Below are 18577 nucleotides of genomic sequence, written 5' to 3'. Positions count from 1 at the left end.
AAACAAATTATCCTTGACGTTGCTTGAACTTAGGATTTTTTTTGTTAATCACATACAAGCGTCCCTTACGACGAACAATCTTGCACTCGTCGCTGCGCTTCTTTACTGATGCTCTTACTTTCATTGTATTGAAATTTTTTGGTTTACTTGTACCTAAAAGTAATACGTCCTTTAGTTAAATCGTAAGGCGACATTTCAACCCTCACCTTATCGCCGGGTAAAATCTTGATGTAATGCATACGCATTTTACCGGAGATGTGGGCGGTAATAACATGTCCGTTATCGAGTTCTACCCTGAACATGGCGTTCGATAGGGCCTCAATAATAGTTCCGTCTTTCTCAATAGCAGTTTGCTTGGACATTCGCTCTTAAAAATTTAACTTAAACGTAAAACTTCATCAATATACTTGAAAGTTGAAAGCCTTTCGGCTTTATCCTTTCGAACAACAACGGCCAACTCATAGTGTGCCGAGGGTTTACCGTCGCGGGTACGGATGGTCCATCCATCCAGATCCTGGTAAACTTGCTTTGTGCCAAGGTTAATCATTGGCTCAATGCAGATTGCCATTCCATCGACTAGCTTAGGCCCACGGCCTCGTGCTCCGTAGTTAGGGACTTCGGGTTTTTCATGCATATGGCGGCCTATGCCATGTCCCACCAATTCGCGGACTACTGAGTAACCGTTCGATTCGGCATGCGATTGCACGGCGTAGGATATATCGCCAACCCTGCCACCGGCTACTGCAGCCTCAATGCCTAGCTCAAGGCATTCGCGGGTAACCTTTAACAGCCGCTGCACTTCGGGCTTAACCTCGCCCACCGGAAAGGTGAAGGCGGAATCGCCATAAAATCCGTGCAAGAAGGTCCCGCAATCGACCGATACTATGTCGCCCTCGCGGAGCTCATACGACGATGGAATGCCATGCACCACTGCATCGTTGACCGAGATGCAAAGCGTTGCTGGGTAGCCATTATACCCCAAAAAACCCGGAACAGCCCCATGAGCCCTGATGAACTCCTCGGCTATTGAGTCGAGCTTTTGGGTGGTTACCCCTGGCTTAATATGTTTTGCCACCTCGGCTAATGTGCGCGATACCAGATCGTTGTTTAGCCTTAGCAGCTCAACTTCCTCGTCGGTTTTAGCTAAAAACATTATAAAGAACGTTTGGCAAAATTGCCCTATTACATACCGGAACGGCCCTTCAGCCTTCCCGATTTCATTAATCCATCGTAATGACGCATCAGCAGGTGACTCTCAATCTGCTGTAATGTATCAAGAACTACACCTACCAAGATTAACAACGAGGTTCCGCCAAAGAAATGCGCAAACTGGTTGTTAACTCCCAGCTTAATTGCAAATGCTGGAAGAATAGCTATAATAGCTAGGAAGATTGAACCGGGTAGAGTGATTTTCGACATGATGGAGTCGAGGTACTCAACGGTTTTCTTTCCGGGTTTTACTCCGGGAATAAAACCTCCGTTCTTCTTCATATCCTCAGCCATCTGGTTGGGATTGATAATAATAGCGGTATAGAAATAGGTAAATACTATGATCAGCAATCCAAAGGTGAAATTGTATAGGAATCCGGTGTAGCTAAAAGCGGCAGCAATGCCAGCAGTAGCATCAAAGCGGGCAAACAACATGGGGATAAACATCAGAGCCTGAGCAAAAATGATTGGCATTACACCGGCAGCGTTTACCTTAAGGGGTATGTACTGGCGAACACCACCATACTGTTTATTTCCTACAATTCGTTTGGCATACTGTACAGGTATTTTACGTGTACCCTGAATAAGCAGGATTGAGAACATGAATACTGCAAATAGTATTACAAGCTCAATTAGGAGCATAACCAATCCACCACCAAGCTCTTCGGCCTTTGAGAAAAGTTCTGCAACAAAGGCAAAGGGTAAGCGGGCAATAATACCAATCATGATGATTAGCGATATACCGTTACCTATACCCTTATCGGTAATCTTCTCACCCAACCACATGATGAACATAGTACCACCAATCATGGTGATAGTGGCTGTAATGGTGAACCAGAACTTACTTAACAGGAATGCTCCCTGTGGAAGCTGAACGTAAAGGTTGGTTATGTAGGCTGGACCCTGGAATAGCAGGATACCTACTGTAAGTACTCGGGTAATCTGGTTAAGCTTATTTCTACCACTCTCGCCTTCTTTCTGTAACCTCTGGAAGTAGGGTACAGCAATTCCTAAAAGCTGAACCACGATAGATGCTGAGATGTAGGGCATAATACCCAAGGCAAAAATGGAGGCATTATGGAATGCACCTCCCGAAAACATGTCGAGGAGGCCCATGATACCTTCCTTGGTTTGCTCTTGCAGAGCGCCAAGCTGCGATGGGTCAAGACCCGGTAGTACTATAAAGCTACCAAGTCGATAAATCAGCAGAATACCAAGAGTATAGAGAATCCGCTTGCGCAGATCCTCTATCTTGTATATATTCTTGAGGGTTTCGAAAAAGGCTTTCATTATTCACTATAGTTTTACTGCGGTTCCGTTAGCTGCTTCAATTGCTTCAACTGCTTTCTTTGAGAAAGCGTGGGCTTTAACCTCAAGCTTAGCGCTGAGAGTACCCTTGGCAAGAATTTTAACCATATCGTTGCGCGACACTAAACCGGCATTGATAAGGGTATCAATATCGATAGTGGTATAGCCGTGCTTTTCGGCAAGGGCTTGCAGCACTTCAAGGTTAATGGGCTTGTACTCAACGCGGAATGGGTTTTTAAAGCCAAACTTTGGTAGGCGACGCTGTATAGGCATCTGGCCACCCTCAAAGCCAAACTTACGGGAGTAACCTGAGCGTGACTTGGCACCCTTGTGACCACGAGTGGCAGTGCCTCCATGTCCTGACCCCTCACCACGGGCAATACGTTTCCTGTTGTGGGTAGAACCTTCAGCGGGTTTTAGTTTATCTAGTTTCATGACCTTACAATCGTTAGTTGTTATACCTATTGCTCTTCAATTCGCACAAGGTGACGCACCTTAGCAATCATACCCATAACCTGTGGGGTAGCCTCTACCTCAACGGTATGATGCATACGGCGGATTCCCAGCGAACGAAGTGTTATGCGTTGCCCTTCGGGGCGGCCAATAACGCTACGTATCTGTGTTACTTTAATCTTTGCCATAGTCATCAGTTTTTATCCGTTGAATACTTTTTTAAGGTCAACCCCACGCTGCTGGGCCACGGTGTGAGCATCGCGCAGTTCAAGCAATGCCATAACGGTAGCCTTAACCAGGTTGTGAGGGTTTGATGAACCTTTTGATTTTGCAAGTACGTCGGTTACACCCACGCTCTCAAGCACGGCGCGCATAGCACCACCAGCCTTAACACCGGTACCGTGCGAAGCAGGTTTAATCAGCACCTTGGCACCACCAAACTTGGCTTCCTGTTCGTGGGGGATAGTACCCTTTAGTATGGGTACCTTAACCAGATTCTTTTTAGCATCCTCAATACCCTTGGCAATGGCAGCGGTTACTTCGCTAGCTTTACCTAAGCCATACCCTACAACGCCATTCTCATTACCTACTACAACAATGGCTGAGAAGCTGAAAGTTCTACCACCCTTGGTTACCTTGGTTACGCGCTGAATGCTAACCAGCCTGTCCTTGAGCTCAAGGTCGCTGGCTTTTACTCTTCGTATGTTGGTATTCTGTGACATCGTGCTTAGAATTTAAGTCCACCTTCTCTTGCGGCATCAGCTAAAGCCTTAACGCGGCCATGGTATAGGTTACCACCACGGTCAAACACCACACTCTCAATACCCTTAGCCATGGCGTTTTTAGCGGCAAGCTGTCCAACAAGTCGGGCTTGTTCGGTTTTAGTAATATTTTTTTTCTCTGCAATCTCTTTTGACATCGAAGAGGCCGATGCTAGTGTTACACCATTGATATCGTCAATAAACTGAACGTATATGTTGGTGTTGCTCCTGAAAACCGACATACGAGGTTTTTGAGCTGTTCCCGAAACTCTTTTGCGGATTCGTCTGCGAATGCGCAGCTTTCTTTCCAATTTACTTAAAGCCATATCTCTCTTTCAGTTTTACGGGTTATACACTAGCCGACTTACCAGCTTTCTTACGTACAACTTCACCCACAAAGCGAATACCTTTACCTTTATATGGCTCAGGCTTACGAAGCGAGCGGATCTTAGCGGCAACCTGACCTAAGAGCTGCTTATCGATGCTCTTCAGAATGATCTTGGGGTTACCCTTTTTCTCGGTAATGGTTTCAACCTTTATTTCCTTGGGCATCTCAAAGTAGATGTCGTGGGAGAAACCAAGGCTCATCTCAAGGATTTGACCTTTGGCTTCGGCCTTGTAACCAACACCCACAAGTTCCTGCTGTACCTCAAAGCCTTTGGATACACCAATTACCATGTTGTTGATAAGGGCACGGTATAGCCCATGTAGCGAACGGTGACGCTTATGATCAGTTGGTCTGGAGAGAACAACTTCATTTCCCTCTACCTTTACGGTGATATCCGGATCAACTTTTTGCTTTAGTTCTCCGAGAGGGCCTTTCACGCTTACCACGTTATCGGCGCTAATGTTAACGCTTACTCCTTGTGGTAAGTTTACAGGTTTTTTTCCTATTCTCGACATTAGTTTAAAAATTATACTGGATTAGTAAACATAGCAAACCACTTCACCACCAATATTCTTGGCGCGAGCCTCCTTGTCGGTCATCAACCCTTGCGATGTGCTGATAATGGCAATACCCAGGCCATTTAACACGCGGGGAAGATCCTTTGCGTTGCTGTAGCGACGCAAGCCGGGAGTACTAACGCGTTCCAGGTGCTTGATGGCACATGCCTTAGTCTCAGGATGATACTTAAGGGCGATTTTGATAATGCCCTGCTTGCCATCATCCTCAAATTTATAGTTTAGTATGTACCCCTTATCGAAAAGAATCTTGGTGATATCCTTCTTCATATTCGAAGCGGGTACCTCAACAACCCGGTGACGAGCCATCACGGCGTTACGAACTCGGGTTAGGTAATCTGCAATTGGGTCGGTAATCATTGCTTCGTTTTATTATTAAATTCTACCAACTAGCTTTCTTAACACCAGGAATTAACCCTTTTGAGGCCATTTCGCGGAAGGTGATGCGGCTGATGCCAAACTGGCGCATATACCCTCTGGGCCTTCCGGTTAACATGCAACGATTACGCAAACGGATGGGGTTAGAGTTACGGGGTAACTTCTGAAGCCCAACGTAATCGCCTTCCTCTTTGAGCCTGGCTCTCTTTTCGGCGTATTTTGCTACGAGTTTCGCACGGCGAACCTCACGCGCTTTCATTGACTCTTTTGCCATAGTCTATTCCTTTTTAGCATTTTTAAAAGGTAACCCAAACTCACGAAGAAGTGCATAAGCCTCCTCGTCGTTCTCCGAAGTGGTTACGAAAGTGATCTCGGCACCCAGAATCTTGCTCACCTTATCGATGTCAATTTCAGGGAAAATAATCTGTTCCTGAATGCCAAGGGTGTAATTACCACGGCCGTCGAACTTGTCGTTAATTCCCTTAAAGTCGCGGATACGCGGCAAGGAAACGTTGATTAAACGCTCAAGGAACTCATACATTCTTTCGCGGCGGAGCGTAACCTTAAGCCCAATGGGAACCCCCTTACGGAGCTTAAAGTTTGATATATCCTTGCGCGAGTAGGTTTGAATTGCCTTTTGACCGGCAATCATGGTGAGTTCTGCCTGTGCCTGCTCAATGAGTTTGCGATCGGCTACTGCTTGTCCTATCCCTTGGTTGATCACTATTTTTTCCAACCGGGGAACCTGCATCACGCTCTTGTAGTTGAACTGTTTCATGAGCGCGGGGACAATTTCCTCCCTATACTTTTTCTTTAGGGTTGGTACGTATTCCATTACTTAATCTCCTCTCCTGATTTTTTAGAGTAACGAACAAGTTTACCCTGGTCGTTCAACCGACGACCGATGCGGGTTGGCTTGCCAGTGGCGGGGTCAACCAGCATTAGGTTTGAAATATGAATTGGGGCTTCCTTTTTGATAATTCCACCCTGAGGGTTTTTGGAATTGGGTTTGGTATGCCTCGATACCATGTTAGCACCCTCAACAATTGCACGGTTCTCCTTAACGAGCACACTGAGTACGCGACCCTGGTGGCCTTTAGATTCACCGGAGATTACGTAAACCATATCCCCTTTCTTGATGTGTAACTTTGCCATAATTCTACAGTTATTGGGGTTTATAACACCTCAGGTGCAAGTGAAACAATCTTCATGTAATTATCACGTAGTTCCCTGGCAACCGGGCCAAAGATACGAGTTCCACGAATTTCGCCCTGGTTGTTAAGCAGTACGCAAGCGTTATCGTCGAAACGGATGTATGAACCATCCGGGCGGCGGATCTCCTTCTTGGTACGAACCACAACGGCCTTTGAAACGGTACCTTTCTTAATATCACCACCGGGAATGGCACTCTTAACGGTAACCACTATCTTGTCGCCTATACGGGCGTAGCGTTTACCGGTACCTCCCAGTACCCTGATGCAGAGCACTTCCTTGGCTCCGCTATTATCAGCTACTACTAGTCTACTTTCCTGCTGTATCATGACTACTTAGCCTTTTCGATGATTTCAACTAACCTCCAGCGTTTGAGCTTGCTGAGAGGGCGAGTTTCCATGATGCGAACCAAATCGCCAACCTCGCATACATTATTCTCGTCGTGAGCGTAAAACTTGGTGGTTTTATTCACAAACTTTCCGTAAATGGGGTGTTTTACCTTACGCTTTACGGCAACAACAATTGACTTTTGCATCTTGTTGCTCACCACCACACCAATACGCTCCTTACGGTTATTTCTCTTTACTTCGTTTACTTGTTCCATAGCTACAACGCATTACTTGTTTTGACTGAGCTTCCGCTGGTTCAGGACGGTTTGTAACCTGGCGATGTTCCTGCGGGTCTCTTTAATTTTCATTGGATTATCCAAAGGAGATATGCTATGGTTCAACCTTAGCTTAAGCAGGTTGGTTTTTTCCAGCTCAATACGCTCAAGAATCTCCTTATCGGTGAGCTCTCTTATTTCTGCTACTTTCATGGCTCAATTAGTTTGTAGGTTCAACAAAGTCCGGACGGACAACAAACTTAGTAGTAATAGGGAGCTTCTGAGCTGCCAGGCGCAATGCTTCCTTTGCAACTTCGTAGGGTACGCCGTCGCATTCAAACAGAATGCGGCCTGGAGTAACCGGAGCAACAAACCCCTCAGGAGCACCTTTACCTTTACCCATACGAACCTCGGCAGGTTTCTTGGTAATGGGCTTATCGGGGAAAATTCTGATCCAGATCTGACCTTCACGCTTCATGTAACGGGTCACGGCCTGGCGGGCAGCCTCAATCTGACGGCTTGTGATCCAGCTCGCCTCAAGGGCTTTAATTCCAAATGAACCGAATGCCAACTGGTTTCCGCGTTGGGCAATCCCTTTCATTTTTCCCTTTTGCTGCCTTCTGTATTTTGTTTTCTTTGGCTGTAACATTTCGCTAATGCTTTAGTGTTTATACACCTTACTATTTCTTTTTCTTGGCACGAGGACGTGAACCTCCCTTAGGTGCTGGTTTTGCCTTTTTCTCGGTTACGTTGGCAACGCTCTTCGTACCAATGTTAGGCGAAAGATCGCGCTTGCCGTAAACTATACCGTTGCAAATCCAGGTCTTAATACCTATAACGCCAACCTTGGTGTGAGCCTCGGCTAGAGCGTAATCGATATCGGCACGGAAGGTGTGTAGGGGAATTCGTCCCTCCTTGTAGGTTTCAGAGCGTGCCATTTCAGCGCCACCCAAGCGGCCGGAAATTTGCACCTTGATACCCTCAGCACCCATCCTCATGGTTGAGGCAATGGCTGTTTTAATAGCCCTACGGTAAGAAATGCGTCCTTCAATTTGGCGAGCAATGTTGTTACCTACGATAACAGCATCAATTTCGGGGCGCTTCACCTCAAAGATATTGATTTGAACATCCTTGTTGGTAATCTTACGTAGCTCCTCGCGTAACTTATCCACTTCCTGTCCGCCCTTACCAATAATGATACCTGGGCGAGCAGTATGTATGGTTACGGTTATCAGCTTCAGGGTACGCTCAATAACTATTTTTGAGAGGCTGGCCTTGGCAAGCCTGGCATTCAGGTAGTCGCGGATTTTGCTATCCTCAACCAATTTCTGAGCGTATTTTTTACCTCCGTACCAGTTGGAATCCCATCCACGGATGATTCCTAAACGGTTTGCTATTGGATTAACTTTCTGTCCCATGTAGCTGTTAGTTGTTTGATTCGTTATTAACTGCGCTATCAACCACAACGGTTACGTGGTTAGAGCGTTTACGGATGCGGTGAGCGCGTCCCTGTGGTGCTGTACGAATACGTTTTAGCATTCTGCCCTGATCAACAAAGATCTCCTTGATGTAAAGGTTGGCATCCTCAATGCGTACGTTCTCGTTTTTAGCCTTCCAGTTGGCAACTGCTGAAAGGATTAGCTTGTGCACATCCTTTGCGGCATCCTTGCGGCTGAATTTAAGTATGTTGAGCGCTGTGTTTACGTCTTTACCGCGAACCAGGTCAACCACTAAGCGCATCTTACGGGGCGAAGACGGACAGTTGCGTAAGCGGGCAACTGATTTGTTTTTCCTCTCCGCTTTAAGCCTCTCGGCCATGTTATGTTTTCTTGCACCCATCTCTTTTTCCTTTTATCAATTCACTATTTGTTCTTATTACCAGCATGGCCACGGAAGGTGCGGGTGGGAGCAAACTCGCCCAGCTTATGACCTACCATGTTTTCGGTAATGTACACAGGAATGAACTTATTCCCGTTGTGAACTGCTATGGTGTGTCCAACAAAATCGGGAGATATCATGGAAGCCCTTGACCAAGTCTTGATAACAGACTTCTTGTTGGATTCGTTCATCTGAATGACACGCTTTTCCAACTTGTAGTCAATAAAGGGACCTTTTTTAAGTGACCTACTCATAGTTACAGTTTTTTACAAATTACTTTTTCCTGCGTTCAATGATGAACTTGCTGCTGTGTTTCTTCTTGGAACGAGTCTTATAACCCTTAGCAGGAATACCCTTGCGCGAGCGTGGGTGACCTCCTGAGGCACGTCCTTCACCACCACCCATGGGGTGATCAACAGGGTTCATGGCAACACCACGGGTGCGAGGACGACGACCTAACCAACGGCTACGTCCGGCTTTACCGGATTTTTCCAATGCATGGTCAGAGTTCGACACGCTACCAATGGTTGCTTTACACTCGTTAAGTACCATGCGGGTTTCGCCGCTAGGCAGCTTAATAATTGCATATTTCCCCTCACGGGCTAGTAGCTGAGCATACGATCCGGCGCTACGTGCCATGCAAGCACCACGGCCAGGGTACAGCTCGATGTTGTGGATAATGGTACCTAGGGGTATTTCGCCCAGGTAAAGGGTATTACCCACCTCAGGAGCAACTCCCCGACCCGACATGATGGTTTGGCCTACCTTAAGCCCTGCAGGGGCTACAATGTAGCGCTTCTCGCCATCGGGGTACTCAACCAGCGCTATACGTGCAGTGCGGTTGGGATCGTACTCAATAGTCTTTACCACAGCCGGCTCATTCTCACGGTTGCGCAGGAAATCGATTAATCTGTATCTGCGCTTGTGGCCTCCCCCTATATATCGCATGGTCCTTCGGCCTTGGTTGTTGCGACCACCAGTCTTTTTCAGGGGGACTAGTAACGACTTCTCAGGTTTGTTTGTGGTAATGTCATCGAACAAACCTATAATCTTGTGTCTCTGTCCTGGTGTAACAGGTTTTAGTTTCCGTACAGCCATCTTAGTTAAATGTTGCTATAAAAATCAATCTTATCTCCTTCCTTAAGCGTTACGATAGCTTTTTTGAAGCTATTGGTACGGCCCACCAACACACCGGTACGGGTGTAACGGGACTTCACTTTACCGGCATAACGCATGGTATTCACTGAGTCAACGGTTACCCCGTATAACTCCTCTATTGCCTTCTTTATCTGTAACTTATTAGCTCTCTTATCCACGATAAAGCCGTATTGGTTCAGCTTATCGGTTAAGCGCTCCATCTTTTCAGTTACAACTGGTTTTATCAGTATATCCATGGCGCTTCCTTGTTATGATACCTTAAACAATTTGTTCAGAGCATCTACAGAACTCTCAGTTAACACCAACATGTTGGCATTTAAAATCTCGTAAGTGTTTACTGATGAGGCAATTGCAGTTGCTTGCTTCTGTAAATTTCTGGACGACAAATATATATTTTTATTTGTCTCGCCCAACAAGAAGAGTGTTTTTTTGTCGGCTACGTTCAGGTTCTTGCAAATATTTACAAATTCCTTGGTTTTTGGAGTATCAAAGTTGAAATCTTCAATAACAAGCAGAGCATTCTCCTTAACCTTGTATGCAAGAGCGCTCTTACGAGCCAGCTGCTTAATCTTCTTGTTTAACTTAAAGCTATAGTCGCGTGGAACGGGACCAAATATACGTCCACCACCACGGAACACAGGCGACTTAATGCTACCTGCGCGAGCAGTACCGGTACCCTTTTGGCGTTTGAGCTTACGGGTACTACCGGAAACCTCGTTACGCTGTTTGGATTTGTGCGTACCCTGACGACGGTTAGCTAGGATTTGCTTTACGTCGAGGTAAATGGCATGGTCGTTGGGTTCGATACCAAAAATCGAGTCTTCCAACTGAATGGTCCTGCCGGTTTCCTTTCCTTGTATGTTAAGTACCTTGATTTCCATTACTTCTCAATAATTATGTAAGAACCCTTTGACCCTGGAATCGATCCTTTAACGAGTAAAAGATTGCTCTCAGGGATAACCTTAAGAACACGTAGGTTGATGATCTTCACCCTGTCGCCTCCGGTACGGCCTGCCAAACGCTTGCCGGGGAGTACGCGTGAAGGGAACGAAGATGCACCCATGGAACCCGGGTGACGCTGACGGTTGTGCTGACCGTGGGTTCTTCCGCCCACTCCGTTAAAACCGTGGCGCTTTACAACACCCTGGAATCCTTTACCTTTGGTTATACCAACTACGTCAACCCAGTTGTCATTGGCAAAGAGGTCAACGGTTACTACATCGCCAAGCTGTAATCCTTCCCAATCGCGGAATTCAACCAGCTTACGTTTGGGAGTAGTGTTGGCTTTCTTGAAATGGCCTAGCATAGGCCTGCTGGTGTGTTTCTCCTTTTTGTCATCATAGGCAAGCTGAATGGCGGCATAGCCATCGGTTTCAGCGTTTTTCACCTGTGTGACAACGCAAGGACCAGCCTCAATTACGGTGCAGGGGATATTCTTACCATCCTCACCGAATACGGAAGTCATTCCGATTTTACGTCCAATTAATCCTTGTGGCATTGTCTTTCTAATTTACAATTCACACTCATACTTTAATCTCTACTTCGACTCCACTGGGAAGTTCGAGCTTCATCAGAGCATCGATAGTCTTCGCATTGGAGCTGTAGATATCGAGCAAACGCTTATAGGAGCTGAGTTCAAATTGCTCCCTCGACTTCTTGTTAACGAATGTTGAACGGTTAACCGTAAAAATCCGCTTATGTGTTGGAAGCGGAATTGGACCGCTCACCACAGCGCCTGTAGCCTTGACCGTTTTAACGATCTTTTCGGCCGACTTGTCAACCAGGTTGTGGTCGTACGATTTGAGTTTAATTCTAATCTTTTGGCTCATTGTACTTATCGGATAAAAGTAATTATTCAATTTCTTTTAGCTCTTTGCCCTTGGATTTCTCAATCACCTCCTTAGCAATGTTAGAGGGTACTTCGGCGTAGTTCGAGAACTCCATGGTTGAAGTGGCGCGTCCGGAGGTTAGTGTACGGAGTACGGTTACGTACCCAAACATCTCGGCAAGGGGAACCTTTGCCTTAACCACGCGGGCGTTACCCTTCGATTCCATTCCGGCAATCTGGCCACGACGCTTGTTGAGGTCACCTATTACATCACCCATGTTCTCCTCGGGGGTAACCACCTCAACATTCATAATTGGCTCAAGTAAAACCGGAGCGGCTTTTGGACCTGCTGCACGGAATCCGTAGCGGGCAGCAATTTCGAACGAGAGAGCATCGGAGTCAACCGGGTGGAACGAACCATCCTTGAGCACCACCTTCATGCCTGGTATGGCATAGCCAGCGAGTACGCCGTTGCTCATGGCTAACTCAAAACCCTTTTGTACTGAGGGGATAAACTCACGGGGAATATTACCACCCTTAACCTCGTCAACAAACTGCAGTCCGGTAACGCCTTCGTCAGCGGGACCAAGTTCAAAAATGATATCGGCAAACTTACCCTTACCACCGGTTTGCTTCTTGAATACCTCGCGGTGCGAAACGCTCTTGGTAAATGCCTCACGGTAGGCAACCTGAGGTGCACCCTGGTTGATCTCAACGTTGAACTCGCGACGTAGGCGGTCAACAATGATCTCAAGGTGTAACTCACCCATACCGCTAATAACGGTTTGACCGCTATCGGGGTCGGTGTTTACACGGAATGTTGGGTCTTCCTCGGCTAGCTTGTTAAGTGCAATACCGAGCTTATCCAAATCCTTTTGGGTTTTGGGCTCAATGGCTAAACCAATTACAGGCTCAGGGAAAGTCATTGCCTCAAGGGCAATTGGTTTTTCCTCCAAGCAAAGGGTATCGCCAGTTCTAATATCTTTGAAACCAACTGCTGCACAGATATCACCAGCCTCGCAGAAATCAATTGGGTTCTGCTTGTTGGCATGCATCTGGTAAATACGGCTAATACGCTCCTTTTTACCGGTACGGGTGTTGAAAACGTAGCTACCGCTATCAACTTTTCCGGAGTAAACCCTGATGAAAGCCAAACGGCCTACAAAGGGGTCGGTAGCAATTTTGAATGCTAAACCGCAGAAAGGCTGATCGATGTATGGCTTACGAACCTCTTCGTTACCGGTGTTAGGATTTGTGCCAACCACATCGCCCTTATCGAGAGGGCTGGGGAGGAAGGCAATAACCGCATCGAGCAGGTGTTGTACTCCCTTATTCTTGAACGACGATCCGCATAGAACCGGAATAATCGACATGTCGATTGTGGCCTTACGGATAGTTTCAATAATCTCCTGCTTGGTAATGGAATCGGGGTCTTCAAAGAAACGCTCAAGGAGCTCATCGTTGTACGATGCAACTGCCTCAATAAGCTTGGCACGCCACTCGTCAACCTCGTCCTTCATGTTGGCAGGAACCGGTTCCAGACGGTAGTTGGTAGCCTTAAGCTTTTCGTCCTCAAAGAAAACTACGGCCTTATTCTCAATAAGATCGATAATGCCGTTGAAGTTATCTTCGGCCCCAATAGGGAGTTGAATGGGAATTGGGTTTGCACCCAGCTTGTCCTTAATTTCCTGAACCACCCCAAGGAAATCGGCACCCACACGGTCCATCTTGTTAACATAGGCAATGCGGGGAACCCTGTACTTATCGGCCTGACGCCAAACGGTTTCGCTTTGGGGTTCAACACCACCCACAGCACAGAAAGTGGCAATAGCGCCATCGAGTACGCGGAGCGAACGCTCCACCTCAACGGTAAAGTCCACGTGTCCCGGGGTGTCGATAATGTTTATTTGATACTGCTTGTTCTCGTAGTTCCAAAAAGTTGTAGTAGCGGCTGAGGTGATAGTGATACCACGCTCCTGCTCCTGCACCATCCAGTCCATTGTTGCAGCCCCATCGTGTACCTCACCAATTTTGTGAGTTTTACCTGTATAAAACAGGATACGCTCGGTAGTTGTTGTTTTACCGGCGTCGATGTGGGCCATAATCCCAATATTCCGAGTGAATCTTAAATCTCTGCTCATCTATCTCCTACCTTCCTCGTACTATTCGGTTTTAGAAACGGAAATGTGCAAAAGCCTTGTTAGCTTCAGCCATCTTATGCATATCCTCCTTACGCTTGAAAGCACCACCTTCCTGGTTGTAAGCAGCAATAATCTCAGCAGCAAGCTTGTCGCTCATACCCTTACCGGCGCGTTTGCGGGCAAAAAGTATAAGGTTTTTCATTGATAGTGAGATTTTACGCTCAGGACGAACCTCGGTGGGAACCTGGAAAGTAGCACCACCCACCCTGCGGCTCTTAACCTCAACCTGTGGGGTAACGTTTTCAAGGGCAATCTTCCAGATTTCAAGGGGCGATTTTTCGCTGTCCTTCATTCTTTTACCAACTATATCAAGTGCATTGTAAAAGATTTCGAAGGCAATACTCTTCTTACCCGTTACCATTAAGTTGTTCACAAACTTGGTAACCATTACATCGCCGAACTTGGGATCGGGTAAGATAATCCGTTTTTTTGGTTTTGCTTTTCTCATTGTTCAACCAATTCAAATGAGGTTAACTTTTTACTTTTTAGCAGCCTTATCTTTAGGCCTCTTGGCGCCGTACTTGGAACGGCCCTGTTTACGACCTTCAACTCCGGAAGCATCGAGTGTTCCGCGAATGAGGTGATAACGTACACCGGGCAAATCCTTTACCCTACCCCCGCGGATTAGCACTATGGAGTGCTCCTGCAAGTTGTGACCTTCACCAGGAATGTAGGCGTTAACCTCCTTACCGTTAGTAAGCCTAACCCTGGCAACCTTACGCATAGCCGAATTCGGCTTCTTAGGCGTAGTGGTGTACACGCGTACACATACACCTCGTCTCTGGGGGCAAGCATCAAGGGCTGGAGCCTTGCTCTTATCCACCAGTTTAGACCTTCCTTTTCTTACTAGTTGCTGAATTGTTGGCATAAATCCAATTTATTGTTATAGTTTAAGTTTAAAAAATGGACTGCAAAGGTATTGATTTTTTTACAATTACAACAATGCAAATCAACTTTTTTGCTGATCATCAACTTTTTTAGCCGGTTTGCATTTTTGCGGGCGCAAAGGTATAGCTTTTGATTTAAAAAAACAAGCCTGATTTTTAGCAACTTGTAAAAATTATTCGCCCAATGCCCCTAAAATGTTTTACAACATAAGGCTTTTGGCAAATTTTATTTGTTGGAAACAAAATTTTACTATTTTTGGGGCTACCCAAAAAAATGGGTAACCGGTCAAGGGAATTGGTTGTAAAGGGATATACCTTATATATATGAATACCCGCGACTGGAAAAAATAAACTAACCTGATGTTAAACCAAAAATAAGCGTAAACCGCATGAAAACCTACCAAACCGAACAAATTAGGAATATCGCCTTACTGGGTAATACCGGCTCGGGCAAAACTTCGCTGGCCGAGTCGATGATGTTTGAAGGTAAGGTAATTGAACGCAAGGGAACAATTGATGGGAAGAATACCGTTTCCGATTACACCGAAATTGAACAGCAGAACCAAAGGTCAATTTTCTCAACCTTGCTATACACCGAGTTCAATAACAGCAAGCTAAACATTATTGATACTCCGGGTTCCGACGACTTTGTTGGCGCCGTTATCTCATCGATGTACCCTGCCGATTTGCTGGTAATGGTTATTAATGCCCAGTACGGGGTTGAGGTTGGTACTGAGATTTTCAACCGCCATGCAGAGCGTCTTCATAAGCCCATGGTACTGGCAGTTAACCAGCTCGACCACGATAAGGCTAACTTTGATGCCACACTAGACTCGCTGAAGCAAACCTTCGGTAATAAGGTTATCTTAACCCAGTACCCCGTTGCCACCGGTGCTGCTTTCGATAGCTTTATCGATGTAATCACCATGAAAATGTATAAGTTTAAGGGTGATACCGGTATCCGCGAGGAGTTCCCCATTCCCGACAGCGAAATGGATAAGGCCACTGAGCTTCACAATGCGCTCATTGAGGCTGCTGCTGAGAACGACGAATCGCTCATGGAGAAGTTCTTTGAGCAGGGTTCGCTCTCCGAGGACGAGATGCGCTCAGGCCTTTCAAAGGGTATTGCCAGCCGCAGCATTATGCCGGTTTTCTGCCTATCGGCAGCTAAAAACATTGGCACCAAGCGCCTCATGGATTTTATCATTAACGTTGGGCCTAATCCTACCCACTCACCGGTTCTTAAAAACAATAACAATAAGCCCATTACCTGCGACGCCAGCGCTCCAACCTCGCTTTTCATTTTCAAATCGACCGTTGAGCCACACATTGGCGAAATCAGCTACTTCCGCGTAATGTCCGGTAAGGTAACTGAGGGTATGGACCTAACCAACGCCAACAACTCAACCAAGGAACGCCTTTCGCAGCTATTTGTTGTAGCCGGCAAGAACCGTAACAAGGTTACCGAGCTGGTTGCTGGCGATATAGGCGCTACCGTAAAGCTCAAGAACAGTAAGACCAACCATACCCTTTGCGGACCGGGTTTGGATTTCACCTTCGATCCCATGGAATTCCCCGATCCCAAGTTCCGCACCGCTGTTAAGCCTAAGAACGAGGCCGAGGTAGAAAAGCTTGGCGAACTGCTTAACCGTGCCCACCAGGAGGACCCAACCATTCTGGTTGAACACTCCAAGGAGCTCCGCCAGATTATCCTTTCCGGACAGGGTGAGTTCCACCTCAATATTCTGAAGTGGCAGCTTACCAACCTGCACAAGCTCGAGATTGAATACATAGCCCCACGTATCCCGTACCGCGAAACCATTACCAAGGTTGCCCAGGCCGACTATCGCCATAAGAAACAATCGGGTGGAGCTGGTCAGTTTGGCGAGGTTCACCTGGTTATTGAGCCCTACGTTGAGGGCGCACCCGATCCAGTTAAGTACAAGGTTAACGGTAAGGAAATCAACCTCTCGGTCAGGGGGAAGGAAGTTATTGACCTGGAATGGGGCGGCAAGCTGGTATTCTATAACTGCATTGTAGGTGGAGCAATTGATGCTCGCTTTATGCCTGCCATCCTAAAGGGTATTATGGAGAAGATGGAGCAGGGCCCGCTTACCGGTTCATATGCCCGCGATATCCGCGTTGCCGTTTACGACGGTAAGATGCACCCGGTTGACTCCAACGAAATCTCGTTTAAGCTTGCCGGCCGCAACGCATTCAAGAACGCATTCAAGGATGCCGGACCTAAGATCATGGAGCCCATTTACGATGTTGAGGTGCTAGTTCCTGCCGATCGTATGGGCGATGTGATGAGCGACCTGCAGAACCGCCGCGCCATTATCATGGGTATGGGCAGCGTTAAGGGATTTGAGGTGATTAACGCCAAGGTTCCCCTAGCTGAGCTAAACCGCTACTCCACTGCCCTATCATCGTTAACCAGCGGTAGAGCTACCTACACCATGAAGTTTGCCTCGTACGAGCAGGTTCCTGCCGATGTTCAGGAAAAGCTCCTGAAGGCATACCAGGAACAGGAAGAGGAAGAATAGACATACCCTACTCAGCAAAAGAGGGCAACCAATTGGGGTTAGCCCTCTTTTTTTTGTACCTTTGTGCCAAACAAACAATACCATGAGAACAGCAGAAATTCACACATCGAAAGGGGTAATGAAGGTTCAGTTCTACGAGGAGGACGCCCCCAACACCGTTGCTAACTTTGTAAAGCTAGCCAAGGAAGGCTTTTACGATGGGTTAGCCTTTCACCGCGTAATCCCCAACTTTGTGATTCAGGGCGGATGCCCCTACTCCAAGGATATGACCGATCCCCGGGTGGGCACCGGCGGACCCGGCTATAAAATTAACTGCGAGCTTACCGGAAACAACCAGTACCACGACCGTGGCGTGCTTTCCATGGCACACGCAGGCCGTAACACGGGTGGTTCACAGTTCTTTATTTGCCACAACAGGCAAAACACCAAGCACCTCGACCGCCAGCATACCTGCTTTGGTAAGGTTTACGAAGGCCTTGAGGTAATTGATGCTATCCGTGTTGGCGATAGGATTGAAAAGATTGTGATTGTTGAGGGATAAGGGTTGGTGTTTAGTGTTTGGTGAAAATCTGCGTAAATCATCCCAATTTGTGCTATCTGCGTTCTATTGAATTTACCATCAACTGTCAACCAACAACCATCAACTAAATTGGTATCACAGAGTTACACAGTGTAACACGATGTTTCACAGAATGGCAATCACGAACAAACATCAGTTTTCATTTGTCATCCTGAGCGCAGCGAAGGATCTCTGACCGGCCTAATGAGATGTTTCGCTAACGCTCAACATGACAATAGTTTCACGAACAACGAACAACGAACCCCGTTTCCAGCCCCGTAGGGGCGTGATATTTGTAACCCAATGGCTACTCCCACTAGTAAAGCGATGCACGCAATACTTTTTCCAAAGAGCAAGGGTGAAGCATTGCATCGCAACAGAAAAGTAATGCAAAGAGCCATTCACATGTTCTTTCTTGTCATGATACAAGTAAGAACCAAAGAAAATCAAGGCTGAAAAGCCTAACCCGATGGGTGCCCCGTGGGTGGAACTGCCACGCAATACACTTCGCCACGCCTGCGGCGTGACTCATGTGGTATCGCTTACTAAGCCCATCGCCACGTTCCACCCCCGACCCATTGCCGGGTCAGGCTTTTATGCCTATGCTTTCTTCTTACGCTCCATTCCCTCTC

Annotated in this window: 30 protein-coding genes; 2 read left to right on the top strand and 28 right to left on the bottom strand. The window is 46.8% G+C overall.

The annotated features are described in order from the left end of the window. Window positions 1–7 precede the first annotated feature (7 nt). The 28 genes from ykgO to rpsL are packed head-to-tail and all read right to left on the bottom strand — an operon-like array spanning window position 8 to window position 14821. Window positions 8–124: a type B 50S ribosomal protein L36 gene (ykgO, locus tag WHS63_RS10120; RefSeq protein ID WP_369489104.1), complete on the bottom strand. Its 117-nt coding sequence runs from the start codon at window positions 122–124 to the stop codon at window positions 8–10. Between the two features lie 19 nt (window positions 125–143). After that, a complete protein-coding gene (gene infA / locus WHS63_RS10115) occupies window positions 144–362 on the bottom strand; it encodes a translation initiation factor IF-1 (RefSeq protein WP_369489103.1) in 219 nt (72 codons plus the stop codon). Window positions 363–376: 14 nt separating this feature from the next. After that, window positions 377–1153, bottom strand: coding sequence for a type I methionyl aminopeptidase (map, locus tag WHS63_RS10110; protein ID WP_445205000.1), 777 nt, complete (start codon window positions 1151–1153; stop codon window positions 377–379). Window positions 1154–1182: 29 nt separating this feature from the next. Continuing rightward, window positions 1183–2499, bottom strand: coding sequence for a preprotein translocase subunit SecY (gene secY, locus WHS63_RS10105; protein WP_445204999.1), 1317 nt, complete (start codon window positions 2497–2499; stop codon window positions 1183–1185). Window positions 2500–2505: 6 nt separating this feature from the next. Then, window positions 2506–2952, bottom strand: coding sequence for a 50S ribosomal protein L15 (rplO, locus tag WHS63_RS10100; RefSeq protein ID WP_445204998.1), 447 nt, complete (start codon window positions 2950–2952; stop codon window positions 2506–2508). Window positions 2953–2978: 26 nt separating this feature from the next. Further along, window positions 2979–3158 (bottom strand): 50S ribosomal protein L30, encoded by a 180-nt coding sequence (gene rpmD / locus WHS63_RS10095; RefSeq protein WP_445204997.1) that lies wholly within the window; start codon window positions 3156–3158, stop codon window positions 2979–2981. A gap of 12 nt (window positions 3159–3170) precedes the next feature. Beyond that, the gene (gene rpsE, locus WHS63_RS10090) at window positions 3171–3692 is read right to left on the bottom strand and encodes a 30S ribosomal protein S5 (RefSeq protein WP_369489098.1); all 522 of its coding nucleotides are present in this window, start codon (window positions 3690–3692) and stop codon (window positions 3171–3173) included. Window positions 3693–3697: 5 nt separating this feature from the next. Continuing rightward, window positions 3698–4057, bottom strand: a complete 360-nt coding sequence (gene rplR, locus WHS63_RS10085) for a 50S ribosomal protein L18 (RefSeq protein ID WP_369489097.1) — start codon at window positions 4055–4057, stop codon at window positions 3698–3700. A 22-nt stretch (window positions 4058–4079) separates the two neighbouring features. Continuing rightward, window positions 4080–4634 (bottom strand): 50S ribosomal protein L6, encoded by a 555-nt coding sequence (gene rplF / locus WHS63_RS10080; RefSeq protein ID WP_445198271.1) that lies wholly within the window; start codon window positions 4632–4634, stop codon window positions 4080–4082. A 21-nt stretch (window positions 4635–4655) separates the two neighbouring features. Next, entirely contained in the window at window positions 4656–5051 is a 396-nt protein-coding gene (gene rpsH / locus WHS63_RS10075) for a 30S ribosomal protein S8 (RefSeq protein WP_445198289.1), read from the bottom strand. A 25-nt stretch (window positions 5052–5076) separates the two neighbouring features. Next, the gene (gene rpsN / locus WHS63_RS10070) at window positions 5077–5346 is read right to left on the bottom strand and encodes a 30S ribosomal protein S14 (protein ID WP_445198270.1); all 270 of its coding nucleotides are present in this window, start codon (window positions 5344–5346) and stop codon (window positions 5077–5079) included. Between the two features lie 3 nt (window positions 5347–5349). After that, a complete protein-coding gene (gene rplE / locus WHS63_RS10065; RefSeq protein WP_445204996.1) occupies window positions 5350–5907 on the bottom strand; it encodes a 50S ribosomal protein L5 in 558 nt (185 codons plus the stop codon). Then, a complete protein-coding gene (gene rplX / locus WHS63_RS10060; protein WP_445198268.1) occupies window positions 5907–6227 on the bottom strand; it encodes a 50S ribosomal protein L24 in 321 nt (106 codons plus the stop codon). Before rplX ends, rplE begins: the two co-directional genes overlap by 1 nt. A gap of 20 nt (window positions 6228–6247) precedes the next feature. Beyond that, window positions 6248–6613, bottom strand: a complete 366-nt coding sequence (rplN, locus tag WHS63_RS10055) for a 50S ribosomal protein L14 (protein WP_369489092.1) — start codon at window positions 6611–6613, stop codon at window positions 6248–6250. A 2-nt stretch (window positions 6614–6615) separates the two neighbouring features. Next, window positions 6616–6888: a 30S ribosomal protein S17 gene (gene rpsQ / locus WHS63_RS10050; protein ID WP_369489091.1), complete on the bottom strand. Its 273-nt coding sequence runs from the start codon at window positions 6886–6888 to the stop codon at window positions 6616–6618. A gap of 12 nt (window positions 6889–6900) precedes the next feature. Then, window positions 6901–7101 (bottom strand): 50S ribosomal protein L29, encoded by a 201-nt coding sequence (gene rpmC / locus WHS63_RS10045; RefSeq protein ID WP_445198265.1) that lies wholly within the window; start codon window positions 7099–7101, stop codon window positions 6901–6903. Between the two features lie 7 nt (window positions 7102–7108). Then, window positions 7109–7537, bottom strand: coding sequence for a 50S ribosomal protein L16 (gene rplP / locus WHS63_RS10040; RefSeq protein WP_445204995.1), 429 nt, complete (start codon window positions 7535–7537; stop codon window positions 7109–7111). 31 nt (window positions 7538–7568) lie between these two features. Then, window positions 7569–8306 (bottom strand): 30S ribosomal protein S3, encoded by a 738-nt coding sequence (gene rpsC, locus WHS63_RS10035; RefSeq protein WP_445198263.1) that lies wholly within the window; start codon window positions 8304–8306, stop codon window positions 7569–7571. Between the two features lie 7 nt (window positions 8307–8313). Further along, window positions 8314–8727: a 50S ribosomal protein L22 gene (rplV, locus tag WHS63_RS10030; protein WP_445204994.1), complete on the bottom strand. Its 414-nt coding sequence runs from the start codon at window positions 8725–8727 to the stop codon at window positions 8314–8316. 23 nt (window positions 8728–8750) lie between these two features. After that, entirely contained in the window at window positions 8751–9020 is a 270-nt protein-coding gene (rpsS, locus tag WHS63_RS10025; RefSeq protein WP_445198261.1) for a 30S ribosomal protein S19, read from the bottom strand. A 19-nt stretch (window positions 9021–9039) separates the two neighbouring features. After that, window positions 9040–9864 (bottom strand): 50S ribosomal protein L2, encoded by an 825-nt coding sequence (rplB, locus tag WHS63_RS10020; RefSeq protein ID WP_445198260.1) that lies wholly within the window; start codon window positions 9862–9864, stop codon window positions 9040–9042. Window positions 9865–9869: 5 nt separating this feature from the next. After that, window positions 9870–10160, bottom strand: coding sequence for a 50S ribosomal protein L23 (rplW, locus tag WHS63_RS10015; RefSeq protein WP_445204993.1), 291 nt, complete (start codon window positions 10158–10160; stop codon window positions 9870–9872). A gap of 12 nt (window positions 10161–10172) precedes the next feature. Next, window positions 10173–10805: a 50S ribosomal protein L4 gene (rplD, locus tag WHS63_RS10010; protein WP_445204992.1), complete on the bottom strand. Its 633-nt coding sequence runs from the start codon at window positions 10803–10805 to the stop codon at window positions 10173–10175. Continuing rightward, the gene (rplC, locus tag WHS63_RS10005) at window positions 10805–11422 is read right to left on the bottom strand and encodes a 50S ribosomal protein L3 (protein WP_445204991.1); all 618 of its coding nucleotides are present in this window, start codon (window positions 11420–11422) and stop codon (window positions 10805–10807) included. The genes rplD and rplC overlap by 1 nt, the downstream gene beginning before the upstream one ends. 25 nt (window positions 11423–11447) lie before the next feature. Then, entirely contained in the window at window positions 11448–11753 is a 306-nt protein-coding gene (rpsJ, locus tag WHS63_RS10000; protein WP_369489081.1) for a 30S ribosomal protein S10, read from the bottom strand. A gap of 22 nt (window positions 11754–11775) precedes the next feature. Continuing rightward, on the bottom strand, window positions 11776–13893 hold the full coding sequence (gene fusA / locus WHS63_RS09995) for an elongation factor G (RefSeq protein WP_445204990.1): 2118 nt from the start codon (window positions 13891–13893) through the stop codon (window positions 11776–11778). 31 nt (window positions 13894–13924) lie between these two features. Beyond that, entirely contained in the window at window positions 13925–14401 is a 477-nt protein-coding gene (gene rpsG / locus WHS63_RS09990) for a 30S ribosomal protein S7 (protein WP_445204989.1), read from the bottom strand. A 30-nt stretch (window positions 14402–14431) separates the two neighbouring features. Beyond that, a complete protein-coding gene (gene rpsL, locus WHS63_RS09985) occupies window positions 14432–14821 on the bottom strand; it encodes a 30S ribosomal protein S12 (RefSeq protein ID WP_445204988.1) in 390 nt (129 codons plus the stop codon). Between the two features lie 408 nt (window positions 14822–15229). On the opposite strand from rpsL, the gene WHS63_RS09980 reads away from it, so the two are divergent. Then, window positions 15230–17386: an elongation factor G gene (locus tag WHS63_RS09980; protein ID WP_445204987.1), complete on the top strand. Its 2157-nt coding sequence runs from the start codon at window positions 15230–15232 to the stop codon at window positions 17384–17386. An 82-nt stretch (window positions 17387–17468) separates the two neighbouring features. Next, complete coding sequence (locus WHS63_RS09975) at window positions 17469–17927, top strand: peptidylprolyl isomerase (RefSeq protein ID WP_445200624.1); 459 nt, start codon at window positions 17469–17471, stop codon at window positions 17925–17927. The last annotated feature ends 650 nt before the right edge of the window (window positions 17928–18577 follow it).

Source organism: Tenuifilum sp., assembly GCF_037481895.1.
In the GTDB taxonomy this organism is placed as follows: domain Bacteria; phylum Bacteroidota; class Bacteroidia; order Bacteroidales; family Tenuifilaceae; genus Tenuifilum; species Tenuifilum osseticum.
The sequence above is the reverse complement of the archived record's forward strand: the minus strand, read 5'-3'. Positions and strand labels throughout refer to the sequence as shown.